Raw genomic sequence first — 24,092 nt, 5'->3', positions numbered from 1 at the left:
GTAGGCGCAGGCCGCGGCGCCCGGAACCGGTGCGGGAGCGGCTCCCCGCCCCCTGGCACACCACCTGACACGCCACCTGACGGGCCGTCACAGCCGTACCACCACCAGCGCCGTGTCGTCCGTCGCACCGCCCGGCGGCAGCAGTTCCAGCAGGACGGCGTCGGCGAGGGGCTCGGGGTCGTCGGCGCGGTGCCGGGCGAGCGCGTCGGCGAGCCGGTTGAGCCCGGTGTCGATGTCCTCGTGCCGGCGCTCCACCAGACCGTCCGTGTAGAGCGCGAGGGTGGCGCCGTCCGCGAAGGGGACGCACGCCTGCGGCCGCGGCATCGGATCGGGGCGGGCGTCGAGCGGCGGATCGGTGGCCCGGTCCAGGAACTCCACCCGGCCGTCGGCGTGCACGAGCACCGGCGGCGGATGCCCGGCGCTGCTGTAGGTGATGGTGCGGCGGTCGAAGTCGATGAACGTGGTCACCGCGGTCGCCGACTCGGCACCGTCCACCACATGCGCGTACCGGCCGAGGACGTTCAGCGCCTCGGCCGGACCCTCCGCCACCCGGGAGGTGGCGCTGAGCGCGCTGCGCAACTGGCCCATCACCCCGGCCGCGCCCAGCCCGTGCCCCACGACGTCACCGACCGACACCCCGAGGCGGTGGCCGCCGACCAGCTTCACCAGGTCGTACCAGTCCCCGCACACGTTCAGCGCGCCCACCGCCGGCCGGTAGCGCACGGCCACCCGTCGGTCGCCGAGGAACTCCCGGCGGGCGGGCAGCATCGCCTCCTGGAGCGCCAGCGCCACCTCCCGCTCGCGCGCGTGCGCCAGCCGCAGCCGTTCGTTGACCTCCTGGAGCTCCCGGGCGCGCGTGTACAGCTCGGCCTCCAGGATCCGGCCCCGGGTGCCCGGCCGTTGCCCGCCGGAGGCGCTGGACGTGCCGGACGTGCCGGACCCACCGGTTGCGCCGCGCGTGCCGCGGGCCCGGATCAGCTCGGTGACCTCCTCGACGCGGTGCACCAGCAGCACCACCGCTCCGTCGGGCCCGAGCACCGGCACGTTGACCGGGCTCCAGTACCGCTCCTCCCACTCGCCGGAGCCGTCGGGGCTCTCGACGTCGTAGCGCTGGAGGGCCATCGCGTCCCGCTCGCCCGTGGCGACCACCCGGTGCAGCGAGGCCGCCAGATTGCGGATGCCGCTGGCGTCCGGGTCGTTGGGGTTGTCCGGGAAGACCTCGAACAGATGCTGTCCGACCACCTGTTCGCGTGTGCGGCCCGCGACCCGCAGATACTCCTCGTTGGCGTCGGCGAACACCAGGCCCGGCGTCAGCAGCGCGACCATGCCGGGCAGCGCCTGGAAGACTCTCGCGTAGTCGATCGCCGCGTCGTTCATGGCTCGTGCCCCATCCGCCGGTCCTAGGTCATTTTCCCATGGCATGTGACAGACGGCCCGTGCGTCACACGCCGGGGTCCGTGAGCGGCTGCTCGGACCAGATGACCTTGCCCTCGGGCAGAAACCGGGTGCCCCAGCGCCTGCTGAGCTGGGAGACCAGCAGCAGTCCGCGGCCGCCCTCGTCGGTGGCGCGCGGATGCCGGGGGTGCGGCGCGGTCGCCGCGCCGTCGAACACCTCGCAGGTCAGGGCGCGCTCCCGGATCAGCCGCAGCCGGATCGGGCCCGCCGCGTACCGGATGGCGTTGGTGACCAGCTCGCTGACGACCAGCTCGGTGGTGAACGACAGCTCTTCAAGACCCCATTCCGCCAGCCGCCGGTTCGCCGTCCTGCGCGCCTCCGCGACCGCCGCCGGATCCGCCGGCAGCTCCCACTCCGCCAACCGGTCCGGCGGCAGCCGCCGGGTCCGGGCCATCAGCAGCGCCACGTCGTCGTACGGACGGTCCGGCACCAGCGCGTCGATCACGGCCTGACAGCGCAGATCGAGGGTGGCCGCCCGGTGCTCCAGGGCCCGCCGCAACCGCTCCCGCTCGCCGGCCGGCGTGGACGCCGTACGGCCCATGCTCCCGACCTTCTCGGCCTGGCCGGCGTCTCCGGCGTCTGTGGCCGTCTCCGCACCCTCGGCGTCCACCGCCTGCGCGGCCTCTGGGGCCTTCCTGGCTTCCCCGGCCTTCCCGGCGTGCTCGGCCCCCCTGGCGTCCCCGGTGCCCGTGGCCGTCACGCCCCCGGCGTCCGCAGCCCGCTCGGCCCCTGTGGCCTCCCCGGCGTGCCCGGCCTTCTCCGCGTCCGCGGTCCTCCCAGTGCCCTCGCCCTCCCCGGTGCCCTCGCCCTCCCCGGCGCCCCCGCCCTCCCCGGTGCCCTCGCCCTCCCCGGCGTGCGTGGCCTCCCAGGTGCCCCCGGCCACCGAGGCGCCCCCGGTCCCCTCCGTGGCCTTGGCCAGCAGGCCGTCCGTGTGGAGTGCCAGTACGCTGCCCTCCGGCAGGATCACCTCGGCCGCCTCGAACGGCATTCCGCCCGCGCCCAGCGGGGGTCCCTGGGGGAGCTCGACGAACGTGACACTTCCGTCGGGCAGCACGACGGCCGGCGCGGGATGCCCGGCCGCCGCCATCACGCAGCGTCCGCCGACCGGGTCGTAGACGACGTACAGGCACCCGGCCCCCACCGCCTGCGCGCCGTCGGGACCGTCGGACGCCGGGTCCTCCTCGGCGGCCATCCGGGCCACCAGGTCGTCGAGATGCGCCAGCACTTCCTCCGGCGGCAGATCCAGCGCCGCCAGCGTGCGCACCGCGGTCCGCACCCGGCCCATGGCCGCCGCCGCGTCGATGCCGAACCCGGGCACCTCGCCCACGACGAGCGCCACCCGGGCCGCCGACAGCGGGATGAGGTCGTACCAGTCGCCGCCCAGGCCGGTGAGTTCGTCGGCCGGCCGGTAGCAGGCGGACGCCTCCACCGCGTCCTGCTCGGGCAGCCGGTGGGGCAGCAGATTGCGCTGGAGCACCAGCGCCGCCGCCCTCTCGCGCGTGTAGCGGCGGGCGTTGTCCACACAGACGGCCGCCCGCGACACCAGATCCTCGGCCAGCGCCAGATCGTCCTCGCCGAACGGCTCCCGCCCGCGCCGCCGCAGAAACGTCGTGACCCCCAGCACCGCCCCGCGCGCCCGCACCGGCACGATCAGCACGCTCGCCGCCCCGCCCGCCGACGGCAGCGCGCGCGTCCACGCCTCACCGGGCCCTTCGGCCCGCTCGCCCCGCCACGGCCGCCCGGTGACCAGACAGCGGGCCGGGGGAGAACCGAGCGGATAGCTCACCGCGGGGGAGCCGGTGAGCCGGCCCCCGCCGCCCGCCGAGGCGGACAGCAGATCGCCCGCGTCCACCGGAGAGGCGTCCGGCGCGTCACCCCACCACTGCGCCGTCCGCAGCCCCGCCCGGCGCAACGAGACCCCCTCCGCGGGCATACCGTCCGCCGTCGGCTCCGCGCCCCGCAGCACCGGCTCCAGCAGATCCACCGTCACCGCGTCCGCGAAGCCCGGGACCGTCACATCGGCCAGTTCCTGGGCGGTGCGCACGATGTCCAGGGTGCGCCCGATCCGCCGCCCCGCCCGGTCCAGCAGGGCGAGCCGCTGCCGGGCCCGGTGCCGGTCGGTGATGTCGACGACCGTGTAGTAGACCCCCGTCGGACGGCCCCGGTCGTCGTCGAGCCGGGTGAACGACATCATGTGCGCCGTCTCGCGGTGCGGCGCGCTGCGCAGATGCCCCAGATGCTCGTACCCGACGACGGTCTCACCGGTCGCCAGCACCCGCCGCATCTGGGCCTCGATCGCCTCCGAGTCCAGACCCGGCTGGACGTCCGCGAGGCGCAGCCCCAGCCGGTCCCGGGGCGGGCCGCCGCCGAACCGGGCCAGCGCCGCGTTCGACCACACGAACCGCAGATCCGTGTCGACGATCGCGATACCGATCGGGGAACCGCCGAGCATCTGCTCCAGCATCGAACGGCTCATGTTCCAGCCGGGGGCGTCCTCACCCACCTCGCTGAGCAGCAGCAGCCACCGCGACACCCCGCCCGGCTCGGCGGCCGGCGTGATCCGGGCCATCACCGGCACCGCCCGGCCGTCCTCGCGGCGCGCCCACAGCAGCCCCGCCCAGCCGCCCTCCCGACGGGCCCGCTCCAGGACCTCCGGCGCCCGCAGCGCGTCCGCCTCGGTCAGCAGCCGCTCCAGACCCCGGCCCACCGCCTCGGCGGCCCCGTACCCGAGCAGTTCCTCGGCGCGCCGGGTCCAGCTCGTCACCGCCCCCCGGGCGTCCAGCAGCAGGGGCGCGGCGTCCGCCACGTCGAACCGCCGACGGGAAACCTCGCCCTCGTCGTGTGTGCCCACGGCCGACCTCTCTGTCGCTGAGAGTGGTCACCACCTCCTGACCCACTCCTCACCCTGCCCGCAGGGCGGCGGCCGAGCCACCCGGGAGCCCCCGACCGCGCACCGGCCGGGGGACCACCCGCTCAGGCCCCCGAGGTCAGGACCTTCCGCAACGAGCCCAGCGCCGAGCGCAGTTCCTCCTCGGTGACGGTCAGCGGCGGCGCCAGCCGGATCGTCGAGCCGTGGGTGTCCTTCACCAGGACGCCCTCGCGCATCAGCCGCTCGCTGACCTCACGGCCGGTGCCCAGCGCCGGGTCGACGTCGACGCCCGCCCACAGCCCGCGCGCCCGGAAGCCCGCCACGCCGTGGCCGACCAGCTCGGCCAGACCGTCCCGCAGGACCGTGCCCAGCTCGGCCGCCCGCCGCTGGAACTCACCGGTCTCCAGCAGCTCCACCACCGCCGTGCCGACCGCCGCCGCCAGCGGGTTCCCGCCGAACGTCGAGCCGTGCTCGCCCGGCCGCAGCACCGACAGCACCTCGCGGCGCGCCACCACCGCCGACACCGGCACGATCCCGCCGCCCAGCGCCTTGCCCAGCAGCACCACGTCCGGGACGACGCCCTCGTGCTCCACGGCCAGCGTCCGCCCGGTCCGCCCGAGCCCCGACTGGATCTCGTCCGCGATGAAGAGGCAGTTCGCGCGGCGGGTCAGCTCCCGCACCCCGGTCAGATAGCCGTCGTCGGGGATGACGACACCGGCCTCGCCCTGGATCGGCTCGATCAGCACCGCCGCCGTCGTCTCGTCGACCGCCGCCTCCAGCGCGGCCAGGTCGTTGTACGGCACGATCCGGAAGCCCGGCGTGAACGGGCCGAAGCCGGCCCGCGCCGTCTCGTCCGTGGAGAAGCTCACGATCGTCGTCGTACGGCCGTGGAAGTTCTCCGCCGCCACCACGATCGTCGCCCGGTCGGCGGGGACGCCCTTCACGTCGTAGGCCCACTTGCGGGCCACCTTGATGGCACTCTCCACCGCCTCGGCGCCGGTGTTCATCGGCAGCACCATGTCCAGGCCGGTCAGCGCGGCGAGCCGCTCCGCGAACTCCGCGAGGCGGTCGTTGTGGAAGGCGCGCGAGGTCAGCGTGAGCCGGTCGAGCTGGCGGTGCGCCGCCTCGGTCAGCAGCGGGTGCCGGTGCCCGAAGTTGAGGGCCGAGTAGCCCGCCAGCATGTCCAGGTAGCGGCGGCCCTCGACGTCCTCGACCCACGCGCCCTCGGCGCGCGCGACGACCACGGGCAGCGGGTGGTAGTTGTGGGCGAGGACCGGCTCCTCGGCGCGGATCAGGTCGCCGGAACTGCGGGTGGGTGCGGGCGCGGTCATGAGCGGATCTCCTGGGTGCAGCACTTGATGCCGCCGCCGGCCTTGTGCAGCTCGGACAGGTCGACGGGGACGGGAAGGTAGCCGTGCTCGCCGAGCCGGGCGGCGAGCGCCTCGGCCTGCGGCGCGATGAAGACGTGCCGGCCGTCGGAGACGGAGTTCAGCCCGAACGCCAGCGCGTCCTCCCGGGTGGCGAGCACCGCGTCCGGGAACAGTCCGGCGAGCACCTCGCGGCTGCCCGGGGAGAACGCCTCCGGGTAGTACGCCACGTTGTCGTCGTCGAGGACGAACAGGGCGGTGTCCAGGTGGTAGAAGTGCGGGTCCACCAGCGTCAGGCTGATCACCGGACGGCCGAAGAACTCCTGCACCTCGCGGTGCGCCTCCCGGGTGGTGCGGAACCCGGTGCCGGCCAGCAGATAGCGGCCGGTCCACACCAGGTCGCCCTCGCCCTCGCAGACCGACTCGGGCCGGTACACCTCGTACCCGGCGGTCTTGAACCAGGTGTCGTAGTGCACGGACTCCGGGCGGCGCTCGGGGGCGTGGAACAGCGAGCCGAAGACCCGGCCGCCGACGACGACCGCCGAGTTCGCGGCGAAGACCATGTCGGGCAGGTCGGGAGCCGGTTCCACGCTCTCCACCGTATGCCCGTGGGCCCGGTAGGCGTGGATCAGCGACCGCCACTGCTCCTGGGCGAGATCGACGTCCACGGGGGTGTCGGGATGCATCCAGGGGTTGATCGCGTACCGCACGGCGAAGTGTCTGGGTTCGCAGACGAGAAAGCGCCGGGGGCGCCGCACACGGGTCAGGGACACAGAGGTGTTCCTCCGCTTCCAACGGTGTCGACTGAGGGGTGACACCACGGTAAGAAGCGACGGCCACGCCCGACAAGCGACAACGGTTGCGTGTCCGCGCAGGAATGCTGCGTCTTCGGCCTGCTCAGCGCACGTCCGGTGCGTGCTGGGTGGCGCCCGCCTCCGGACTCTCCGGCAGCAGATGGGACAGCACCATCACACTGATCGTCTTGCGGATGAACGGCTCCACCCGGATCCGCTCCAGCACCTCCTCGAAGTGCTCCACGTCCCGCGCCCGCACGTGCAGCAGCGCGTCAGCGCCGCCCGTCACCGTCATCGCCGCGGTGATCTCCGGATGGTTGCGCACCACCTCCGCCAGCCGTCTGGGGGGCGCGGCGCCCTCGCAGTACACCTCCACGTACGCCTCCGTGCGCCACCCCAGCGCCGAGGGCCGCACCGTGGCCGTGAACCCGGTGATCACCCCGGTCTCCCGCAACCGGTCCACCCGGCGCTTCACCGCCGTCGCCGACAGTCCGATCGCCGTGCCGATCTCGGCGAAACTCGTCCTGGCGTTCGCCATCAGAGCGGTGATGATCTTCCGGTCGAGCTCGTCGAAGGGGGCGGGCGCGCTGCTCATGCGGGCACTGTATCCAGCGCGTACGTCCACACCGGGGACATGTCCAGGCGCGCGGATCGCCCCTACACTCCACCTTCATGCTGCGCGCCCTCGCCGTCGACGACGAACGCCCCTCGCTGGAGGAGTTGCTGTACCTCCTGCGTGCCGATCCGCGGATCGGGAGTGTGCAGGGCGCGGGGGACGCGACCGAGGCGCTGCGCCGGATCAACCGGGCGCTGGCCGGGGGGCCGGACGGGCCCGACGCCGTGGACGTCGTCTTCCTCGACATCCAGATGCCCGGACTCGACGGCCTCGACCTGGCCCGGCTGCTCGGCGGGTTCGCCCGGCCGCCGCTGGTCGTGTTCGTCACCGCTCACGAGGACTTCGCCGTCCAGGCGTTCGACCTCAAGGCCGTCGACTACGTCCTCAAACCCGTCCGCAAGGAACGCCTCGCCGAGGCCGTGCGCCGCGCCGCCGAACTGCGCGGCACCGCCCCCCGGATCCCGGTCCACGAACCCGACCCCGACCATCTGGCCGTCGAACTCGGCGGCGTGACCCGGTTCGTCACCGTCGACGACATCACCCACGTCGAGGCCCAGGGCGACTACGCCCGGCTGCACACCGACCGCGGCAGCCACCTCGTCCGCATCCCCCTCTCCACCCTGGAGGAGCGCTGGCGCGCCCGCGGCTTCGTCCGCATCCACCGCCGTCATCTGGTCGCGCTGCGCCACATAGGGGAACTGCGCCTGGACGCCGGCACGGTCAGTGTCCTGGTCGGCGGCGAGGAACTCCAGGTCAGCCGACGGCACGCCCGCGAGCTGCGGGACCTGCTGATGAGGAGGCCGTGACCGTGCCCGGCCAGGACCCCGCCGAGCGCCGCGTCGTCGTCACAGGACCGCCCCGCCGGACCCGCCGCACCCTGCGCGCCTCCGGCTACTACCGGCCGCGCACCGAGATCGACGAGCAGACCACCCTCGGCCACACCTACGTCCGCTCCCTGATGCGCTCCCAACTGCGCGCCGCCCTCACCGTGTTCGCCGTCCTCGCCCTGCTCGTCGGCCCGCTGCCGCTGCTGTTCGCCGCGCTGCCCGACGCCCGCCGCCTCGAGTGGGCCGTCCTCGGCTTCGGCCTCTATCTGCCGCTCGTCCTGCTCGCCCGCTGGTACGTGCGCCGCGCCGAGCGCAACGAACGGGACTTCGTGCGGCTGGTCGAGGACAAGTGAGGGCCGCACCGCGATGAACTCCGGCTACACCGTCACCGCCGTCGCCCTGGTCGTGGTGGCCACCGTCCTCGTCGGCGCCTTCGGACTGCGCATCTCCCGCACCACCTCCGACTTCTACGTCGCCTCCCGCACCGTCGGCCCCCGCCTCAACGCGGCCGCCATCAGCGGCGAGTACCTCTCCGCCGCCTCCTTCCTCGGCATCGCGGGCCTGGTCCTCGTCCAGGGCCCCGACATGCTCTGGTACCCGGTCGGCTACACCGCCGGCTATCTCGTCCTGCTGCTGTTCGTCGCCGCCCCGCTGCGCCGCTCCGGCGCCTACACGCTCCCCGACTTCGCCGAGGCCCGCCTCGCCTCCCAGGCGGTACGGCGGCTCGCCGGCACCTTCGTCGTCGGCGTCGGCTGGCTCTATCTGCTGCCGCAGCTCCAGGGCGCCGGACTGACCCTGACCGTCCTCACCGGCGCGCCCTCCCACCTGGGCGGGCTGATCGTCGCCGTCGTCGTCACCGCGACCGTCGCGGCGGGCGGCATGCGCTCCATCACCTTCGTGCAGGCGTTCCAGTACTGGCTCAAGCTCACCGCGCTCCTCGTGCCCGCCCTCTTCCTGGTCCTGGCCTGGCAGGGCGACGGCGCGCCCCGGCGGCCCTTCGACGAACCGGCCGCCTTCCGCGAGCAGCGGACCGTACGCGTCGACGACACCCTCGACCTGCGGCTGGCGAGCCCCCTCACCGTCACCGTGGACGGCACCGTCGACGGCCGCCCGCACCACGGCGCCGTGCTGCGGCTGTCCGCCGGCACCCACCGCGTCGACCGGGGCACCCGGCTCACCTTCCCGGCGGGCGCCGCGGTCCCCGCCGCCGAACGCGGCAGCAACGGCGGCATGTCCACCTCGCTCGCCGCGGGCCGCGAGGAACGCCCCCTGTACGCCACCTACGGGCTGATCCTCGCCACCTTCCTCGGCACGATGGGCCTGCCGCACGTCGTCGTCCGCTTCTACACCAGCCCGCACGGCGTCGCCGCCCGCCGCACCACCGTCGCCGTGCTCGCCCTGATCGGCGGCTTCTATCTGCTGCCGCCCGTCTACGGCGCCCTCGGCCGTCTCTACGCCCCCGAACTGGCCCTGACCGGCGACGCCGACGCCGCCGTCCTGCTGCTGCCGGACCGGGTGATCGGCGGGCTCGGCGGGGATCTGCTGGGCGCGCTGGTCGCCGGCGGGGCGTTCGCCGCGTTCCTGTCCACGGCGTCCGGGCTGACCATGGCCGTGGCCGGCGTCCTCGCCCAGGACGTGCTGCCGACCCGCGGCGTACGGCACTTCCGCCTGGGCACCGGCCTCGCGACGGCCGTGCCGCTCGCCGCGGGCCTGTTGGTGGGCGGGCTGCCGGTGGCCGACGCGGTGGGGCTGGCCTTCGCGGTGTCGGCGTCCTCGTTCTGCCCCCTGCTCGTCCTCGGCATCTGGTGGCGCCGCCTCACCCCGCCCGCCGCGGCCGCCGGGATGCTGGTGGGCGGCGGCTCCGCCTTCCTGGCCGTCGCCGCCACGATGGCGGGCCTGCCGGTCACCGGAACCCTGCACGCCCTCCTCGCCTGGCCGGCCCTGTGGACGGTCCCCCTGGCCTTCCTCACCATGATCCTGGTCTCCCTGGCCACCCCGAGCCGCGTCCCGCCCGGCACGGCGGCGATCCTGGCCCGCTTCCACCTCCCCGAGGAACTGGGCCCCGAGGAACTGCGAGCGGCGGGGGCGAAGACGACGGAGGCCATGGCGTCGAGAACCCCGGCCACCGCTCCCCACCCCCGGGAGGCCACCCCATGAGCGGCTTTCTCGCCGGTGTCTGCATAGCGATCCTGCCCGTGCTCGCCCTCGGGTTCTGGCTGGGGCGCAGGACCGCGCGGCCCGAGAGTCTGGGCGGTCTCGGGACGCCCGTCGAGCACGCCACCTTTCAGACCCTGCACACGGCCTCGCTCGCCGCGCCCCCGCTGCGGGCCGGGCTGACCGAGGAGACGGCCCGGCGGTCCGCGCGACGGCTGCGCACGCTGCTCGGCACGGACGCGCTCTGTCTCACCGACCGCACGCGGGTGCTGGTCTGGGACGGCGTGGGCGCCCACCACCGCGCCGAGATCATGGAACGGCTGGCAGGGCCCCTGGACAGCGGCCGCGGCGAGGCGTTCCCGCTCGACTGCGACCACGCCGACTGCCCGGCCCGCTGGGCGGTGGTCGCGCCGCTCACCGTCGACGACCGGGTGCACGGCGCGCTCGTCGCCTGCGCGCCCCGCGAGTCCGCCGTCCTGGTCCGCGCCGCGGGCGAGGTGGCCCGCTGGGTGAGCGTCCAGTTGGAGCTGGCCGACCTCGACCGGTCCCGCACCCGGCTGATCGAGGCCGAGATCAAGGCCCTGCGCGCCCAGATCTCCCCGCACTTCATCTTCAACTCGCTCGCGGTGATCGCGTCCTTCGTGCGCACCGACCCCGAGCGCGCCCGCGAGCTGCTGCTGGAGTTCGCCGACTTCACCCGCTACTCGTTCCGCCGGCACGGCGACTTCACCACCCTCGCCGACGAACTGCACGCCATCGACCACTATCTGGCGCTGGTGCGGGCCCGCTTCGGCGACCGGCTCGCCGTCACCCTCCAGATCGCCCCGGAGGTCCTCCCGGTCGCGCTGCCCTTCCTCTGCCTCCAGCCGCTGGTGGAGAACGCCGTCAAACACGGTCTGGAGGGCAAGGCGGGCACCTGCCACATCCAGATCACCGCCCAGGACGCGGGCGCCGAGGCCCTGGTCGTCATCGAGGACGACGGCGCGGGCATGGACCCCGTCCTGCTGCGCGGCCTGCTGGCCGGCGAGGCCAGCCCCTCCGGCGGCATCGGCCTGTCCAACGTGGACGACCGGCTGCGTCAGGTGTACGGCGACGACTACGGCCTGGTCATCGAGACGGCCGTGGGCGCGGGCATGAAGATCACCGCCCGGCTGCCGAAGTACCAGCCGGGCGTCCACTCGGCGGCCCGCCTCACCCCGGGGTGAGGCGGGCGGGCGGTCAGCCGGTCTTGGTCACGATCAGTGCGAGGGTGATCAGCCCGAGCACGACCCAGCCGAACCACAGCCAGCCGTTGCTGCCGAGCGCCACCGAGTAGGCGGTCACGACGACGAGTCCGCCGAGCGTGAGCGCGCCCATGGTCTTCGTGGAGCTGTCCGTGGAACCGGCCATCGTGACACCCTCCTGTAGGCCCGCCCTCCGCAGGACGGGTCCACCTCCATGGTGCCCCGGGATCAGCGTCCGCGTGCGTCGAGTGACGCAAGATAGGCGTTGTATGCCTCCAGCTCCCGGTCCCCGTCCCGGTCCGCGGCCCGGTCCTTGCGCTTGGCCTGCCGCTGCTCGGAGCCGTACCACTGGAAGAGCAGGGCGATCAGCACCAGCACCGAGGGGACCTCGCTGAACGCCCAGGCGATGCCGCCCGCCCAGGTCTGGTCGGACAGCGCGTCGATGCCCAGCGAGGAGGGCGGGTGCTCGAACGTCTCGACCATCGGCTCGGACGCCATCATCAACGCGATGCCGAAGAACGCGTGGAACGGCATGCCCGCGAACAGCTCCAGCATCCGCATCAGATACCCCGGCCGGTGCGGGCCCGGGTCCACTCCGATGATCGGCCAGAAGAACACCACGCCGACCGCGAGGAAGTGCACCATCATCGCGATGTGCCCCACCTGGGAGCCCATCAGGGTGTCGAAGAGGGGCGTGAAGTACAGCGCGTAGAGCGAGGCGATGAACATCGGGATCGTGAACGCCGGGTGCGTGACGATCCGCATGTACTGGCTGTGCAGCAGCGCCAGCAGCAGCTCGCGCGGCCCCTTGCGGCCGCGGCCCGCCGCCGGCAGCGCGCGCAGCGCGAGCGTGACCGGCGCGCCCAGCAGGACGAGGATGGGCGACAGCATGCTGATCACCATGTGCTGCACCATGTGCACGCTGAACATGACCATGCCGTAGTCGTTGAGTCCGGTGCACATCACCAGCGCGATGGTCAGCACCCCGACGGCGTACGACACCGTCCGTCCCATCGGCCAGGTGTCGCCCCGGCGCCGCAGCCGGACCACGCCCCACGCGTAGAGCCCGAGCCCCAGCAGACAGGCGACGAGGAAGAACGGGTCCGGTGACCACTGAAGACCCCGCGCCAGCGTGAACGGCGGCAGATCCATGGTCATGCCGTGCCCGCCGTGATCCATCTCCGTCGGCTCCTGATTCGTGGGGGGATGTGCGTTTCCTGCGGCCCCCAGACTAGAACCGCCCCCGGCGACTGCTGTCACCGGGGGCGGTCGAGGACGCGGGTCGGACGCGGCTCGTCCTACAGGACGGTCTGCGCCTCGGCGTAGCGGTCGGCGGGCACGGTCTTCAGGGTCTCCACGGCCTCGGCCAGCGGCACCATCACGATGTCGGTGCCCCGCAGCGCCGTCATCTTCCCGAAGTCGCCGCGGTGCGCCGCCTCCACCGCGTGCCATCCGAAGCGGGTGGCGAGCACCCGGTCGTAGGCGGTCGGGGTGCCGCCGCGCTGGACGTGCCCGAGGATGACCGGCCGGGCCTCCTTGCCGAGCCGGGTCTCCAGCTCGACGGAGAGCTGCCGGGCGATGCCGGCGAACCGCTCGTGGCCGTAGACGTCCTTGCCGCCCTCGTCGAAGTCCATGGTGCCCGGCCGCGGCTTGGCGCCCTCCGCCGCGACGACGATCGCGAACCGCTTGCCCGCCTCGAACCGCTCGCCGACCCGCCGGGCCAGCTCCTCGATGTCGAAGGGGCGTTCCGGTACGACGATCGCGTGCGCGCCCGCCGCCATGCCGGACTGGAGCGCTATCCAGCCGGTGTGCCGCCCCATGACCTCGACGACCAGGACCCGCTGGTGGGACTCGGCGGTGGTCTTCAGCCGGTCGAGGGCGTCGGTCGCCACCCCGACGGCGGTGTCGAAGCCGAAGGTGACGTCGGTGACGGCGATGTCGTTGTCGATGGTCTTCGGCACGCCGACGATCGGCAGACCGCTGTCGGACATCAGCCGGGCGGCCTTGAGGGTGCCCTCACCGCCGATCGGGATGATCGCGTCGAGACCGAGTTCCCGGACATGGCCCTTGGCCCGCTCCACACCGTCGCGCAGATGCGAGGGCTGGACGCGGGAGGAGCCGAGGATCGTGCCGCCGCGGGCGAGGATGCCGCCCACCGCGTCGAGGTCGAGCTTGAGGTAGTCGCACTCCAGGAGGCCCTTCCAGCCGTCCCGGAAGCCGATGACCTCGTCGCCGTGGTCGGCGACGGCACGGTGCACGACGGACCGGATGACGGCGTTCAGGCCGGGGCAGTCGCCGCCGGACGTGAGGACACCAATGCGCATAGCCCGAAACAACCTTCTCCACGTGGGCCGGAACCGGACCACGCCGTCCGGTTCGAGACCCCGCCACCCTAGCGGCATCGGGGGGCGGGGCCGAAGCACGCGTCCGCCTGCTGGACGTGCCCGCTCACCTGTGCGGATGCCCTGTCAGACGGGCTGCCGACGGCACCCCGAACATCGGGTGAACACACAGATGGGCACGGTGTCCTAGGCGGGCTGCTGGGCGGCCGCGATCCGCTCGTTGCGGAGGGCGTCGTACCAGCGGTCGTCGGTCGGCGGGAGCGCGTTCACGTCGAGCGCCAGCTTCAGCAGCAGGTCCGCGATGAGCGGGTTGCGGGCCAGCACCGGGCCGTGCATGTAGGTGCCGAACACCGTGTCGTTGTACGCCCCTTCGGTGCCGTCGCCGGTGCCGTTGCCCTTGCCGATCTGGACGCGGGCGAACGGCCGGGCGGTCGGGCCGAGGTGGGTGATGCCCTGGTGGTTCTCGAAGCCGGTGAGCTGCGGCAGCCCGAGCCGCGGGTCGATGTCCGCCAGCACGTCACCGACGCACCGCTCGCCCTCGCCGCGGGTCGTGGTGACGTCGAGCAGACCGAGGCCGGGCTCGCGCTGGCCGAGGTCGTTGACGAACTCGTGGCCGAGGATCTGGTAGCCGGCGCAGACCGCGAACACGATCGCGCCGTTCTGCACCGCCTGGTACAGATGCGCGTCCCGGCGCAGCCGCTCCGCCGCGAGCCGCTGCGGCCGGTCCTCGCCGCCGCCGATCAGGTAGATGTCGCCGGAGGTCGGGATCGGCTGGTCGCTGCGCACGTCGAGCCGGGCCACGTCCAGGCCGCGCTGCCGCGCCCGGCGCTCCACGACCAGGACGTTGCCCTGGTCGCCGTAGGTGCTGAGCAGGTCCGGGTAGACCCAGACGATCCGAAGCTGGTTGTCGCTCATGAAGTGGTCGTCCTTCGTGGTCAGTTGCCGACGCGGCGGCGCAGGTCCTGGAACGCGGTGTAGTTCGCGATGACCTCGATCCGGCCCGGCGGGCAGAGCTGCACGGCCTGGTCGACGTTCTCGCACACCTGGAAGTGCTGGTTGGCCACCTCGAGGCGGACGGCGAGGTCCAGCTTGCGGTCACCGACGACGAAGATCGGGTGGCCGGTCAGCCGGGTGTAGTCGACGTCCCACAGCCAGGAGGTGTCGGTGCCGTCCGCGCCGCGCGCGTTCACCGAGAGGATGACCGGGGCGGGTGCAGGATCGATCAGGCTGAACGTCTCCAGCCAGCCCGCGGGGTTCTTGGCGAGCAGCAGCCGCAGGTCGCGGTCCATGAACTGGACGACGTCGTAGCGGCCGGCCACGGCCTGCACCTGGTACATGCGCTCCAGCGCGACCTGCGGCGGCACCCCGAACACGGCGGCGACGGCGGCCGAGGAGGCGGCGTTGGCCTTGTTGGCGCGCCCCGGGAGCTGGAGCCGGATCGGCCAGGCGGAGCCGTGCGGGTCGAGGACGTGGTCCCCGGACAGTGCCCAGCTCGGCTGCGGCCGGCGGAATCCGCACTCGCCGCAGAACCAGTCGTCGCCGGGGCGCTGCATGACACCGCCGCAGGACGGGCACGACCAGGCGTCGTCCTTCCACATCTGCCCGGCGGCCACCCAGACCACGTTGGGGGAGGAGGACGCGGCCCACACCACCAGCGGGTCGTCGGCGTTGGCGACCACGACGGCCTTGGAACCGGCCAGGCCCTCGCGCCAGTTCTCCGCGAGCATCCGGGTCTCGGCGGCGCGGTCGAGCTGGTCGCGGGAGAGGTTCAGCAGGGCGATGCACTTGGGGTCGGTGTCCCGGGCGACGCCCGCGAGGTACTTCTCGTCGACCTCGATGACGCCGTATCTGGCCTCGGAGCCGCCGGCGAGGGCCGAGGTGATGCCGGCCGGCATGTTGGCGCCGAGCGCGTTGGACACGACCGGCCCGGCGGCGCGCAGGGCCTCGGCGATGAGCCGGGTGGTGGTGGTCTTGCCGTTGGTCGCCGAGACCAGGACGACGTCCAGGTTCTGGGCGAGGCGGGCGAGCAGGTCGGGGTCGAGTTTGAGGGCCACCCGGCCACCGATCACCGAGCCGCTGCCGCGTCCGGCCGCGCGGGATGCCGCAGCGACCGCCTTGCCCGCGGTCACGGCGATCTTCGCCCGCGGCGTGAGCGGGTCCGAGTTGCCTGCCATCAGTTCTCGATCCTCCTTGCGTACGCGCCGCGCCTTCGCCGTACGGCACCGTGGTGGGTGGTCAGCCTATCGAGATCCATTCACACTCCCGAATCGCGGCATCGTCCCACGCCCGTGCGGCATGCGCGTGTCAGAAAGGACCGTACCCTTGCCGCCATGCGACACGGCTCCATCCCGGGCGCCCACGGGCATGTCCGGCCTCTCACTCTGCTCGGTGACCCCGTCCTTCGGGAACCCTGCCGACAGGTCACCGACTTCGGTCCGGAACTCGCCCGACTCGTGGAGGACATGTTCGCCACGATGTACGCCGCCCAGGGCGTGGGCCTCGCCGCCAACCAGGTGGGTGAACCGCTCAGCGTGTTCGTCTACGACTGTCCCGACGACGAGGACGTCCGTCATGTCGGCCATGTGGTGAACCCCCGTCTGGTGGCGGCGGACGGCATCGTGCTGCGCGGTCCCGAGGGGTGTCTGTCCCTGCCGGGCCTGGAGGCGGGGACGGAACGCCACGACCACGCCGTGGTCGAGGGACACACCATGACGGGCGACCGCGTACGGATCCACGGCACCGGATTCTTTGCCAGATGCTTGCAGCACGAGTGCGACCATCTGGCGGGAACGGTGTACGCGGACCGGGTGGAGGGGTGGCGGAAACGCCGGCTGCTGCGCCAGGTGGCGCGGGCGCCCTGGAACCGGGGCTCCTGGAACCGGGGCTCCTAGAACGCGTGCCGGTGCCGGGCGGTGCTCAGAAGCCCGGGCCGCCGATCTTGTCGCCGGCGGCCGCGAGACGGCCCCACAGCAGGTCGGCGAGGCTGCGCACCAGCTCGGCGCGGGAGCAGGGGCGCTCGCCCAGCCACCAGTCGCCGGCCGCGTGCATCATCCCGACGATCCCGTGTCCCCACACCCGGGCGAGCTGCTGGCTGCCCGGTCCGAGGTCGACGCGCTCCTCGATGACCTGGGCCAGCTCCTCGCCCATCCGGCGCAGCAGCGGGGCGGAGTGCTTGCCGACGTCGAAGCCCTGGTCCCCGCCCTGGCCGCCCTCGGAGGGGTGCATCAGGAAGCGGTACACCTGGGGGCGGGCCTCGATCGCGGCCAGGTAGGTGTCGAGGGTGGACTCGACCCGCTCGCGGCGCTCGGCGGGGGCGTCCAGCGCCGCCCGCAGCGAGCCCAGCAGGGCGTCCGTGTGCCGCTTGGCGAGGGCGGCGTAGAGCCCGCCCTTGTCACCGAAGTGGCGGTAGAGGATCGGCTTGGTGATGCCGGCCTCGGCGGCGATGGCGTTCATGGAGGCTTGTGGTCCGTCGCGCAGCACCACCCGGTCCGCGGCCTCCAGCAGCTCGCGCCGACGGCGGTCGGCGGACCTCTGCTGCTCGGTCCGCTGTGTGGTGTCCATGTGCTCTCCCCACCCGTGCTGATTCGGTGACGCCTGCGCAAACTAACACTTGACGGCCCTCTCGCATCGAACGGGCTGCCGACCCGTCGTCAGGAGTTGACATTCCTTACTTGCGAGTAACAGACTTCGGGTTACCGCTAGTAACACGCACGCCCGCCGCTGGAGGGGACATGGCCGAGTTCACCATGGAGCTCAACGACGAACAGAAGGAGGTCCGGGACTGGCTGCACGGCTTCGCGGCCGACGTGATCCGCCCCGCGGCCGCCGAATGGGACGAGCGTGAGGAGACTCCCTGGCCGGTCATCCAGGAGGCGGCGAAGGTCGGCATCTACTCCCTCGACTTCTACGCGCAGCAGTACTTCGACCCCACCGGGCTCGGTATCCCGATGGCCATGGAGGAGCTGTTCTGGGGCGACGCGGGCATCGCCCTGTCCATTGTGGGCACCGGACTGGCCGCGGTGGGAGTCCTCGCCAACGGCACCGAGGAACAGATCGGCACCTGGATCCCCCAGATGTACGGCGACGCCAATGACGTCAAGGTCGCCGCGTTCTGCTCCTCCGAGCCCGACGCCGGCTCCGACGTGGCCTCCCTGCGCACGCGGGCCGTGTACGACGAGGCCAAGGACGAGTGGGTGATCAACGGCACGAAGACCTGGGCGACCAACGGCGGCATCGCCAACGTCCATGTCGTGGTGGCCGTCGTCGACCCCGAGCTGGGCTCCAAGGGGCACGCCTCCTTCATCGTCCCGCCGGGCACCCCGGGCCTCGCCCAGGGCCAGAAGTTCAAGAAGCACGGCATCCGCGCCTCGCACACCGCCGAGGTCATCCTCGACCAGGTGCGGGTGCCCGGCTCCTGCCTGCTCGGCGGCAAGGAGAAGCTCGACGAGCGCCTCGCCCGCGCCCGGGAGCGGGCCAAGGCCGGCGGCGAGCGGGTGAAGAACGCCGCGATGGCGACGTTCGAGGCGTCCCGCCCGGCGGTCGGCGCCATGGCCGTCGGCACGGCCCGCGCCGCCTACGAGGTCGCCCTCGACTACGCGAAGACGCGTGAGCAGTTCGGGCGCCCGATCATCGACAACCAGGGCGTCGCGTTCCAGCTCGCCGACATGCGCACCCAGATCGACGCGGCCCGGCTGCTGGTGTGGCGGGCGTCCTGGATGGCGATCAGCGGCAAGCCGTTCACCGCGGCCGAGGGCTCGATGTCCAAGCTCTACGCCAGCGAGACCGCCAAGAAGGTCACCGCGCAGGCCGTCCAGATCCTCGGCGGCAACGGCTACACGCGCGAGTACCCGGTCGAGCGGATGCACCGCGACAGCGCCATCTACACGATCTTCGAGGGGACGAGCGAGATCCAGCGCCTGGTGATCGCCCGCACGCTCTCGGGAATGCCGATCCGCTAGCCGCGACCGCGCCGTACGGCGGCGGGGGGTACGGGTTACGCCGTGCCCCCGCTGCTGTGCGCGATGCACGCGACGTCGATCCGGTCGGCCAGCTTCGCCAGCTCGATGGTCAGCGCGGCCACCGTGTCCTCGTCGAGTCCGTCCGCGCCCGCCTCGACCAGATGCAGCCACCGACCGCCCAGCGTGCGGAGCAGTTTGCTGACGTCGGCGGCCGACACCTGCAAGGTCCCCCGGTCGTCGACGATCAGAGGCAGAGTCACTTCGCGGTTCACATCCGGGATCGTAGCCGCGCGGCGCTCACGCACCGTGCCAAACCGTGGTGATGTTGCAGAACTCCCGGATTCCGTGCCCGGACAGCTCACGCCCGTACCCGGACCGCTTCACCCCGCCGAACGGCAGGGCCGGATGGGACGCCGTCATCCCGTTGACGAACACGCCGCCGGCCTCCAGATCCCGGACGAACCGGTCCACCTCCGCCTCGTCGCGCGTCCATACGTTGGAACTCAGGCCGAACGGCGAGTCGTTGGCGATGAGCACCGCCTCGTCCAGGCCGTCCGCCCGGTACACCGTCGCGACCGGCCCGAACGCCTCCTCGCGGTGGATGCGCATCTCACGGCCGACCCCGGCGAGCACGGTCGGCGGGTAGTACCAGCCGGGACCGTCGGGACGTTCGCCGCCGCACAGCACGCTCGCGCCGCCGCGCCGCGCGTCGTCCACCAGCTCCTCCAGATCGGCCCGGCCCTGCTCGGTCGCCAGCGGGCCGATGTCGGTGTCCTCCGCCTGCGGGTCGCCGACCCGCAGCGCCTTCATCCCTTCGGTGAACCGCTCGATGAACGCGTCGTACACGTCCGAGTGGACGATGAACCGCTTGGCGGCGATGCACGACTGGCCGTTGTTCTGCACCCGGGCGGTGACCGCGACCTCGGCGGCCCGCTCGACGTCGGCGGACGGCATGACGACGAACGGATCGCTGCCGCCCAGCTCCAGGACCGTCTTCTTCACCATCTCCCCGGCCGTGGAGGCGACGGCCCGCCCGGCCGGCTCGCTGCCGGTCAGCGTGGCCGCCTTCACCCGTTCGTCGCGCAGGATCTCGTCCACCGCGCCCGATCCGATCAGCAGCGTCTGGAAGACACCCTCGGTGAAGCCGGCCCGGTGGAAGAGGTCCTCCAGATACAGGGCGGTCTGCGGGACGTTCGAGGCGTGCTTGAGCAGCCCCACGTTCCCGGCCATCAGCGCGGGCGCCGCGAACCGCACCACCTGCCAGAGCGGGAAGTTCCACGGCATCACCGCGAGCACCGGCCCCAGCGGCCGGTAGCGCACCAGGGCGCGGGACGCGCCGGAGTCGCGTACGTCCGCCTCCGCCGGATGCTCGTCGGCCAGCAGCTCCGCCGCGCGCCCCGCGTACCAGCGCATCGCCTTCGCGCACTTCGCGGCCTCCGCGCGGGCCTGCCTGACCGGCTTGCCCATCTCGGTCGTCATGACCCGGCCGATCTCCGGCGCGTCCTCGTCCAGCAGGTCGGCGGCCCGGTTCAGCAGCCGCGCCCGCTCCTCGGACGATGTCGTCCGGTACGTCCGGAACGTGGCCTCGGCGAGCTGGAGCCGGCGTTCCAGCTCCTCCTCGCCCATGGCCTCGTACGTCTTGACCGTCTCGCCGTTCGCCGGATTCACCGTCGCGATGGGCATGACCGACCTCCCGCAGAGCTGGCTGTGCTTCGACCTTCCCGCGCCGCACCGGACGGCGCAACGCGTGGACGTCACACCGGGTGCTCCGCCAGCCGGTCCAGAAACGCGGCCTGCGCCGTGACGATCACCGCACGCGCCGCTTCCACACCGAACCAGGCGACCCGGTCCAGCTCGGGGAACTCCCGCTGCCGCCCGGACCGCGGCGGCCACTCCATGGTGAAGGTCCCGGGCACGACCGCCCCCGGATCGAGATCCGCCTCGATCGCCCATACGGTGACGATCTTGCCGTTCGTCTGCCGGACCTCCCCGAGCGCGATCGCCTCGCCGTCGGGCGGGGCCAGCCCCAGCTCCTCGCGGAACTCGCGCCGGGCGGCCTCCCAGGCGGGCTCGTCGGGCTCGTACTCGCCCTTGGGCACGGTCCAGGCGCCCGCGTCCTTCCGTGCGAAATAGGGGCCGCCCATATGGCCCAGCAGGACTTCGAGACCGGTGCCCGTGCGGCGGAACAGCAGCAGGCCGGCGCTGCGCCGGACGGTCACGGCCGTACCTCCGGATGGGCGGCCAGCAGCGTTTCCACGGTGTCGGCCTCCCCGGGCCGCTTGTCCTCGCGGTAGCGCAGCACCCGCGCGAACCTCAGGGTGACCCCGGCCGGGTAGCGGGTGGAGCGCTGGAGACCGTCGTAGGCGATCTCCACGACGAGTTCGGGGCGCACGGTGACGCCCCACGGATGCTCCTGCTCGGCGAGGCCCTGGAGCCGCTCGGTCTGCCAGGTGAGGAGGGCGTCGGTCATGCCCTTGAAGGTCTTGCCGAGCATGGCGAAGCCGCCGTCCGCGGTGCGCGCGCCGAGGTGCAGGTTGGACAGCTTGCCGGTGCGCCGGCCGTGGCCCCACTCGGCGGCCAGCACCACCAGGTCGAGGGTGTGCACGGGCTTGACCTTCAGCCAGGACGCGCCGCGCCGGCCCGCGCTGTACGGGGCGTCCAGGGACTTGACCACGACCCCCTCGTGGCCGCGCAGCAGGGTGTCCTTCAGGAACTCCTCCGCCGCGGGCGCGTCCGCCGGGCCGGTGACGACCGTACGGCGCACCCGCATCGGCTCCGGGACCAGCCGGGCCAGCTCCGCGTGCCGCTCGGCGAACGGCAGGTCGAGCAGGTCGCGGCCGTCGACCGACAGCACGTCGAAGAAGACGGGGGAGACCGGGACCGCCTCGGCGGCCGCCGCCACGTCCACCCGGGAGCCGACCCGGCCGGCCGTCTCCTGGAAGGAACGGGGACGGCCGTCGGCGCCGAGTGCGATGACCTCGCCGTCGAGCACGAACCGACGAACTGTCAGTTCGCTTGCCAGTGTGGTCAGTTCAGGGAGCCGGTCGGTGATGTCGTCCAGCGTGCGGGTCCAGACCCGGACGGTGTCGCCGTCGCGGTGCACCTGCACCCGGATGCCGTCCAGCTTCTCCTCCACCGCGCAGGCACCGAGCTTGCCGACCGCCTCGGTGACCGAGGACGCGGTGTGCGCGAGCATCGGCAGCACCGGGCGGCCGACGGTGAGCCGGAACGCCGCGAGCGCCTCCGGCCCCTCCGCGAGCAGCGCCCGCGCCACCGCGCTCAGCGAGCCCGCGAGCATCACCGCCCGCCGTACGTCCGCCGGGGGCGCCCCGGTGGCCTGGGCGAGGCCCTCGACGGCCACCGCGTCCAGGGCGCCCTGCCGGACCTCGCCGGTGAGCAGACCGAGCAGGAAGCGCTGCTCCTCGGCGGTGGCGGCGCCCATCAACTCCCCGACCAGCCGCGCCCGTTCGGCCTGCGAACCGGGCCCGGACACCTGGCCCAGCTCGGTGAGCAGGGCGTCCACCGCGCGCACGGTCAGCGTGGGCTCGGCGGCCGGGGCGGCCGGACGGCTCAGCGTCTTCCAGCCGACCCCGAGCCGCCCCTGCGGGAGCCGCCCGGCCAGATACGGGATGACGACGGGCGCCTCCTCGGCCTCCGCCTCCCGGAACAGTTCGGCGAGCAGGGCGATCTTCCGGGAGCGGGCCGAGGCGGCCGCGACCTCCCGGGACACATCGGCGAGCCGGGCGAGCAGCATGCAGCCATGGTGCAACGCCGGACGCGGGCGCACACCCGCGCGGCTCGGGGCAGCGGGCCTACCTGCGCTCCGCCGCCGCGTCCAGATCCGCCATCAGCAGCTCCCCGTTGATCGCCGCGCCGGACCGGTAGCCGCGGCTGGCGGCGTTGACGACCTGTTCGGCGAAGCCGGAGACGTTGCCCGCCGCCCAGAGGCCGGGGACGGTGGTCCTGCCCTGGGCGTCGACCACCGGATACGCGCCGAAGGGTGTCTCCGTCATCTCGGCGCCCAGCCGGGCCGGGAGGTCCGTGCGGGGTACCGCGCGCGGCGCGACGAACAGCACCTCGCGGTCGTACTCCGTGCCGTCCTGGAGGCGGACGGCGGTCAGCCGGTCGTCGGCGACGGTCAGCCCGGACACCTCGCCGGGGACCACGCGCACGCCCGCCGCCGCCAGTCGGCGCAGGTCGTCGTCGGACAGGTCCGCCTCGGCGACCGTGTGCAGGAACAGGGTCACGTCCTTCGACCACTGGCTCACCATCAGCGCCTGGTGCACGCTCAGCGGGGTGGTCGCGAGGACTCCGAAGGCCCGGTCGCGGACCTCCCAGCCGTGGCAGTACGGGCAGTGCAGCACATCGCGGCCGAACCGCTCGGCGAGCCCCGGCAGCGGCGGCAGCTCGTCCTTCAGCCCGGTGGCGACGACGAGCTGCCGGGCCCGTACGGTCCGCCCGCCCGCGAGGACGACGGCGAAGTCCGTGTCCCGCACGACGTCCACCGCCCGGTCCCGGACCAGATCCACGCCGTAGCGGGCGATCTCCTCGCGTCCGGCGGCCAGGAAGTCGGCCGGCGCCATGCCGTCCCGGGTCAGATAGCCGTGCATGTGGGCGGCGGGCGCGTTGCGCGGCTCGCCCGCGTCGACCACCAGGGTGCGGCGGCGCGCCCGGCCGAGGACCAGGGCCGCGGAGAGGCCCGCCGCGCCGCCGCCGATCACGATCACTTCGTATGTCTCGTCTGCCTCGTCGTATGTCTCGGTCATGCCGCCACGGTCGCTCCGCAGGCGCGGGATTGACAAACCTCTTTGCCGATCCTGCAATAAGAGACATGAGTGCTGACGATGTTCTGGCGGAGGTGGGGCCCCGGCTGCGCCGGATCCGGAAGGAGCGGGAGGTGACCCTCGCGGCGCTGTCCGAGACGACCGGCATCTCGGTCAGCACGCTGTCCCGGCTGGAGTCGGGGCTGCGCAAGCCCAGCCTGGAGCTGCTGCTGCCGATCGCGCAGGCCCACCAGGTGCCGCTGGACGAGCTGGTCGGCGCCCCGCCGGTGGGCGACCCGCGGGTGCGCTCCCGGCCGCTGGTGCGGCACGGGCGCACCTTCTGGCCGCTGACCCGGCAGCCGGGCGGCCTCCAGGCGTTCAAGGTGCTGGTCCCGCGGCGCGACGAGGAGCCGGAGCCGCGCACCCACGAGGGCTACGAATGGCTGTACGTGCTGTCCGGGCGGCTGCGGGTGGTGCTCGGCGAGCACGACGTGGTGATGACGGCGGGCGAGGCGGCCGAGTTCGACACGCGCGTGCCGCACTGGTTCGGGTCGACGGGGGAGGGCCCGGCGGAGTTCCTGAGCCTCTTCGGGCCGCAGGGCGAGCGGATGCACGTACGGGCGCGGCCGTCGGGGGCGTGACACGTCCGGCTGTTTCCCCGGGTTCCGCTGTTCCCTGATCGGCAAGCGACCGCTTAGTATGCGATCGACCCCGGTCGGAACAC

23 protein-coding genes are annotated in these 24,092 nt (G+C 73.1%); 7 read left to right on the top strand and 16 right to left on the bottom strand.

The annotated features are described in order from the left end of the window. Nucleotides 1–87 precede the first annotated feature (87 nt). The 5 genes from AFM16_RS06455 to AFM16_RS06435 all read right to left on the bottom strand — a co-directional run bounded on the left by AFM16_RS06455 (nucleotide 88) and on the right by AFM16_RS06435 (nucleotide 7,080). Nucleotides 88–1,377: a PP2C family protein-serine/threonine phosphatase gene (locus AFM16_RS06455; RefSeq protein WP_078632726.1), complete on the bottom strand. Its 1,290-nt coding sequence runs from the start codon at nucleotides 1,375–1,377 to the stop codon at nucleotides 88–90. A gap of 64 nt (nucleotides 1,378–1,441) precedes the next feature. Then, nucleotides 1,442–4,306 (bottom strand): SpoIIE family protein phosphatase, encoded by a 2,865-nt coding sequence (locus AFM16_RS06450; RefSeq protein WP_078632725.1) that lies wholly within the window; start codon nucleotides 4,304–4,306, stop codon nucleotides 1,442–1,444. Nucleotides 4,307–4,428: 122 nt separating this feature from the next. Beyond that, nucleotides 4,429–5,655 carry an ornithine--oxo-acid transaminase gene (gene rocD, locus AFM16_RS06445; protein WP_078632724.1) on the bottom strand — a complete coding sequence of 409 codons (1,227 nt, stop codon included), beginning with the start codon at nucleotides 5,653–5,655 and terminating at the stop codon, nucleotides 4,429–4,431. After that, the gene (gene ddaH, locus AFM16_RS06440) at nucleotides 5,652–6,464 is read right to left on the bottom strand and encodes a dimethylargininase (protein ID WP_030786218.1); all 813 of its coding nucleotides are present in this window, start codon (nucleotides 6,462–6,464) and stop codon (nucleotides 5,652–5,654) included. The genes rocD and ddaH overlap by 4 nt, the downstream gene beginning before the upstream one ends. Nucleotides 6,465–6,588: 124 nt before the next feature. Further along, on the bottom strand, nucleotides 6,589–7,080 hold the full coding sequence (locus AFM16_RS06435) for an Lrp/AsnC family transcriptional regulator (RefSeq protein ID WP_030786220.1): 492 nt from the start codon (nucleotides 7,078–7,080) through the stop codon (nucleotides 6,589–6,591). Between the two features lie 77 nt (nucleotides 7,081–7,157). On the opposite strand from AFM16_RS06435, the gene AFM16_RS06430 reads away from it, so the two are divergent. From AFM16_RS06430 to AFM16_RS06415, 4 genes are read left to right on the top strand one after another with little or no spacing between them, the layout of a single operon-like run. Then, entirely contained in the window at nucleotides 7,158–7,907 is a 750-nt protein-coding gene (locus AFM16_RS06430; protein ID WP_030786223.1) for a LytR/AlgR family response regulator transcription factor, read from the top strand. A 2-nt stretch (nucleotides 7,908–7,909) separates the two neighbouring features. After that, nucleotides 7,910–8,281, top strand: coding sequence for a hypothetical protein (locus AFM16_RS06425; RefSeq protein ID WP_030786225.1), 372 nt, complete (start codon nucleotides 7,910–7,912; stop codon nucleotides 8,279–8,281). A 13-nt stretch (nucleotides 8,282–8,294) separates the two neighbouring features. Beyond that, a complete protein-coding gene (locus tag AFM16_RS06420) occupies nucleotides 8,295–10,085 on the top strand; it encodes a sodium/solute symporter (protein WP_078632723.1) in 1,791 nt (596 codons plus the stop codon). Next, on the top strand, nucleotides 10,082–11,287 hold the full coding sequence (locus tag AFM16_RS06415; protein WP_078632722.1) for a sensor histidine kinase: 1,206 nt from the start codon (nucleotides 10,082–10,084) through the stop codon (nucleotides 11,285–11,287). The genes AFM16_RS06420 and AFM16_RS06415 overlap by 4 nt, the downstream gene beginning before the upstream one ends. A 13-nt stretch (nucleotides 11,288–11,300) precedes the next feature. On the opposite strand, the gene AFM16_RS38445 is transcribed toward AFM16_RS06415, so the two are convergent. The 5 genes from AFM16_RS38445 to AFM16_RS06395 form a co-directional block, all read right to left on the bottom strand. Further along, nucleotides 11,301–11,471: a hypothetical protein gene (locus AFM16_RS38445; protein WP_030786234.1), complete on the bottom strand. Its 171-nt coding sequence runs from the start codon at nucleotides 11,469–11,471 to the stop codon at nucleotides 11,301–11,303. 62 nt (nucleotides 11,472–11,533) lie between these two features. Continuing rightward, nucleotides 11,534–12,484 carry a cytochrome c oxidase assembly protein gene (locus AFM16_RS06410; protein WP_078632721.1) on the bottom strand — a complete coding sequence of 317 codons (951 nt, stop codon included), beginning with the start codon at nucleotides 12,482–12,484 and terminating at the stop codon, nucleotides 11,534–11,536. Nucleotides 12,485–12,603: 119 nt separating this feature from the next. Then, entirely contained in the window at nucleotides 12,604–13,629 is a 1,026-nt protein-coding gene (locus tag AFM16_RS06405; RefSeq protein WP_030786240.1) for a 6-phosphofructokinase, read from the bottom strand. Between the two features lie 204 nt (nucleotides 13,630–13,833). Beyond that, nucleotides 13,834–14,562, bottom strand: coding sequence for a type 1 glutamine amidotransferase (locus tag AFM16_RS06400; RefSeq protein ID WP_030786243.1), 729 nt, complete (start codon nucleotides 14,560–14,562; stop codon nucleotides 13,834–13,836). A 20-nt stretch (nucleotides 14,563–14,582) separates the two neighbouring features. After that, complete coding sequence (locus AFM16_RS06395; RefSeq protein WP_030786247.1) at nucleotides 14,583–15,821, bottom strand: MurT ligase domain-containing protein; 1,239 nt, start codon at nucleotides 15,819–15,821, stop codon at nucleotides 14,583–14,585. 156 nt (nucleotides 15,822–15,977) lie between these two features. Between AFM16_RS06395 and def the strand changes: the two genes are divergently transcribed. Further along, complete coding sequence (gene def, locus AFM16_RS06390) at nucleotides 15,978–16,538, top strand: peptide deformylase (RefSeq protein ID WP_030786249.1); 561 nt, start codon at nucleotides 15,978–15,980, stop codon at nucleotides 16,536–16,538. 25 nt (nucleotides 16,539–16,563) lie between these two features. On the opposite strand, the gene AFM16_RS06385 is transcribed toward def, so the two are convergent. Beyond that, nucleotides 16,564–17,208, bottom strand: coding sequence for a TetR/AcrR family transcriptional regulator (locus AFM16_RS06385; protein WP_030786251.1), 645 nt, complete (start codon nucleotides 17,206–17,208; stop codon nucleotides 16,564–16,566). A 170-nt stretch (nucleotides 17,209–17,378) separates the two neighbouring features. Between AFM16_RS06385 and AFM16_RS06380 the strand changes: the two genes are divergently transcribed. Next, the gene (locus AFM16_RS06380; protein WP_030786255.1) at nucleotides 17,379–18,605 is read left to right on the top strand and encodes an acyl-CoA dehydrogenase family protein; all 1,227 of its coding nucleotides are present in this window, start codon (nucleotides 17,379–17,381) and stop codon (nucleotides 18,603–18,605) included. Between the two features lie 35 nt (nucleotides 18,606–18,640). Here AFM16_RS06380 and AFM16_RS06375 read toward each other — a convergent pair whose 3' ends face one another. The 5 genes from AFM16_RS06375 to AFM16_RS06355 all read right to left on the bottom strand — a co-directional run bounded on the left by AFM16_RS06375 (nucleotide 18,641) and on the right by AFM16_RS06355 (nucleotide 23,371). Continuing rightward, nucleotides 18,641–18,877: a DUF6213 family protein gene (locus AFM16_RS06375; protein ID WP_030786258.1), complete on the bottom strand. Its 237-nt coding sequence runs from the start codon at nucleotides 18,875–18,877 to the stop codon at nucleotides 18,641–18,643. A 25-nt stretch (nucleotides 18,878–18,902) separates the two neighbouring features. Next, nucleotides 18,903–20,288, bottom strand: a complete 1,386-nt coding sequence (locus tag AFM16_RS06370; protein WP_078632720.1) for an NADP-dependent succinic semialdehyde dehydrogenase — start codon at nucleotides 20,286–20,288, stop codon at nucleotides 18,903–18,905. A 71-nt stretch (nucleotides 20,289–20,359) separates the two neighbouring features. Beyond that, nucleotides 20,360–20,824, bottom strand: coding sequence for an NUDIX hydrolase (locus AFM16_RS06365; RefSeq protein ID WP_030786270.1), 465 nt, complete (start codon nucleotides 20,822–20,824; stop codon nucleotides 20,360–20,362). Then, nucleotides 20,821–22,359 (bottom strand): ATP-dependent DNA ligase, encoded by a 1,539-nt coding sequence (locus AFM16_RS06360; protein WP_078632719.1) that lies wholly within the window; start codon nucleotides 22,357–22,359, stop codon nucleotides 20,821–20,823. Before AFM16_RS06360 ends, AFM16_RS06365 begins: the two co-directional genes overlap by 4 nt. A 58-nt stretch (nucleotides 22,360–22,417) precedes the next feature. Next, nucleotides 22,418–23,371, bottom strand: coding sequence for an NAD(P)/FAD-dependent oxidoreductase (locus AFM16_RS06355; RefSeq protein ID WP_078632718.1), 954 nt, complete (start codon nucleotides 23,369–23,371; stop codon nucleotides 22,418–22,420). Between the two features lie 65 nt (nucleotides 23,372–23,436). Between AFM16_RS06355 and AFM16_RS06350 the strand changes: the two genes are divergently transcribed. Continuing rightward, a complete protein-coding gene (locus tag AFM16_RS06350; RefSeq protein WP_078632717.1) occupies nucleotides 23,437–24,009 on the top strand; it encodes a helix-turn-helix domain-containing protein in 573 nt (190 codons plus the stop codon). Nucleotides 24,010–24,092 lie beyond the last annotated feature (83 nt).

It is taken from the genome of Streptomyces antibioticus (assembly GCF_002019855.1).
Lineage (GTDB): Bacteria > Actinomycetota > Actinomycetes > Streptomycetales > Streptomycetaceae > Streptomyces > Streptomyces antibioticus_B.
Note: the sequence above shows the minus strand (reverse complement) of the source record. Positions and strands in the feature narration are given on the sequence as shown.

Excerpts from the sequence above, each read along its gene's own strand:
- AFM16_RS06435 (WP_030786220.1), bottom strand. The coding sequence starts at position 7,080 with ATGAGCAGCGCGCCCGCCCCCTTCGACGAGCTCGACCGGAAGATCATC.
- AFM16_RS06360 (WP_078632719.1), bottom strand. The coding sequence starts at position 22,359 with ATGCTGCTCGCCCGGCTCGCCGATGTGTCCCGGGAGGTCGCGGCCGCC.
- AFM16_RS06355 (WP_078632718.1), bottom strand. The coding sequence starts at position 23,371 with ATGACCGAGACATACGACGAGGCAGACGAGACATACGAAGTGATCGTG.
- AFM16_RS06430 (WP_030786223.1), top strand. The coding sequence starts at position 7,158 with ATGCTGCGCGCCCTCGCCGTCGACGACGAACGCCCCTCGCTGGAGGAG.
- def (WP_030786249.1), top strand. The coding sequence starts at position 15,978 with ATGCGACACGGCTCCATCCCGGGCGCCCACGGGCATGTCCGGCCTCTC.
- AFM16_RS06380 (WP_030786255.1), top strand. The coding sequence starts at position 17,379 with ATGGCCGAGTTCACCATGGAGCTCAACGACGAACAGAAGGAGGTCCGG.
- AFM16_RS06410 (WP_078632721.1), bottom strand. The coding sequence starts at position 12,484 with ATGGATCACGGCGGGCACGGCATGACCATGGATCTGCCGCCGTTCACG.
- AFM16_RS06370 (WP_078632720.1), bottom strand. The coding sequence starts at position 20,288 with ATGCCCATCGCGACGGTGAATCCGGCGAACGGCGAGACGGTCAAGACG.
- AFM16_RS06400 (WP_030786243.1), bottom strand. The coding sequence starts at position 14,562 with ATGAGCGACAACCAGCTTCGGATCGTCTGGGTCTACCCGGACCTGCTC.
- AFM16_RS06420 (WP_078632723.1), top strand. The coding sequence starts at position 8,295 with ATGAACTCCGGCTACACCGTCACCGCCGTCGCCCTGGTCGTGGTGGCC.
- AFM16_RS06395 (WP_030786247.1), bottom strand. The coding sequence starts at position 15,821 with ATGGCAGGCAACTCGGACCCGCTCACGCCGCGGGCGAAGATCGCCGTG.
- AFM16_RS06350 (WP_078632717.1), top strand. The coding sequence starts at position 23,437 with ATGAGTGCTGACGATGTTCTGGCGGAGGTGGGGCCCCGGCTGCGCCGG.
- AFM16_RS38445 (WP_030786234.1), bottom strand. The coding sequence starts at position 11,471 with ATGGCCGGTTCCACGGACAGCTCCACGAAGACCATGGGCGCGCTCACG.
- AFM16_RS06405 (WP_030786240.1), bottom strand. The coding sequence starts at position 13,629 with ATGCGCATTGGTGTCCTCACGTCCGGCGGCGACTGCCCCGGCCTGAAC.
- AFM16_RS06385 (WP_030786251.1), bottom strand. The coding sequence starts at position 17,208 with ATGGACACCACACAGCGGACCGAGCAGCAGAGGTCCGCCGACCGCCGT.
- rocD (WP_078632724.1), bottom strand. The coding sequence starts at position 5,655 with ATGACCGCGCCCGCACCCACCCGCAGTTCCGGCGACCTGATCCGCGCC.
- AFM16_RS06415 (WP_078632722.1), top strand. The coding sequence starts at position 10,082 with ATGAGCGGCTTTCTCGCCGGTGTCTGCATAGCGATCCTGCCCGTGCTC.
- AFM16_RS06455 (WP_078632726.1), bottom strand. The coding sequence starts at position 1,377 with ATGAACGACGCGGCGATCGACTACGCGAGAGTCTTCCAGGCGCTGCCC.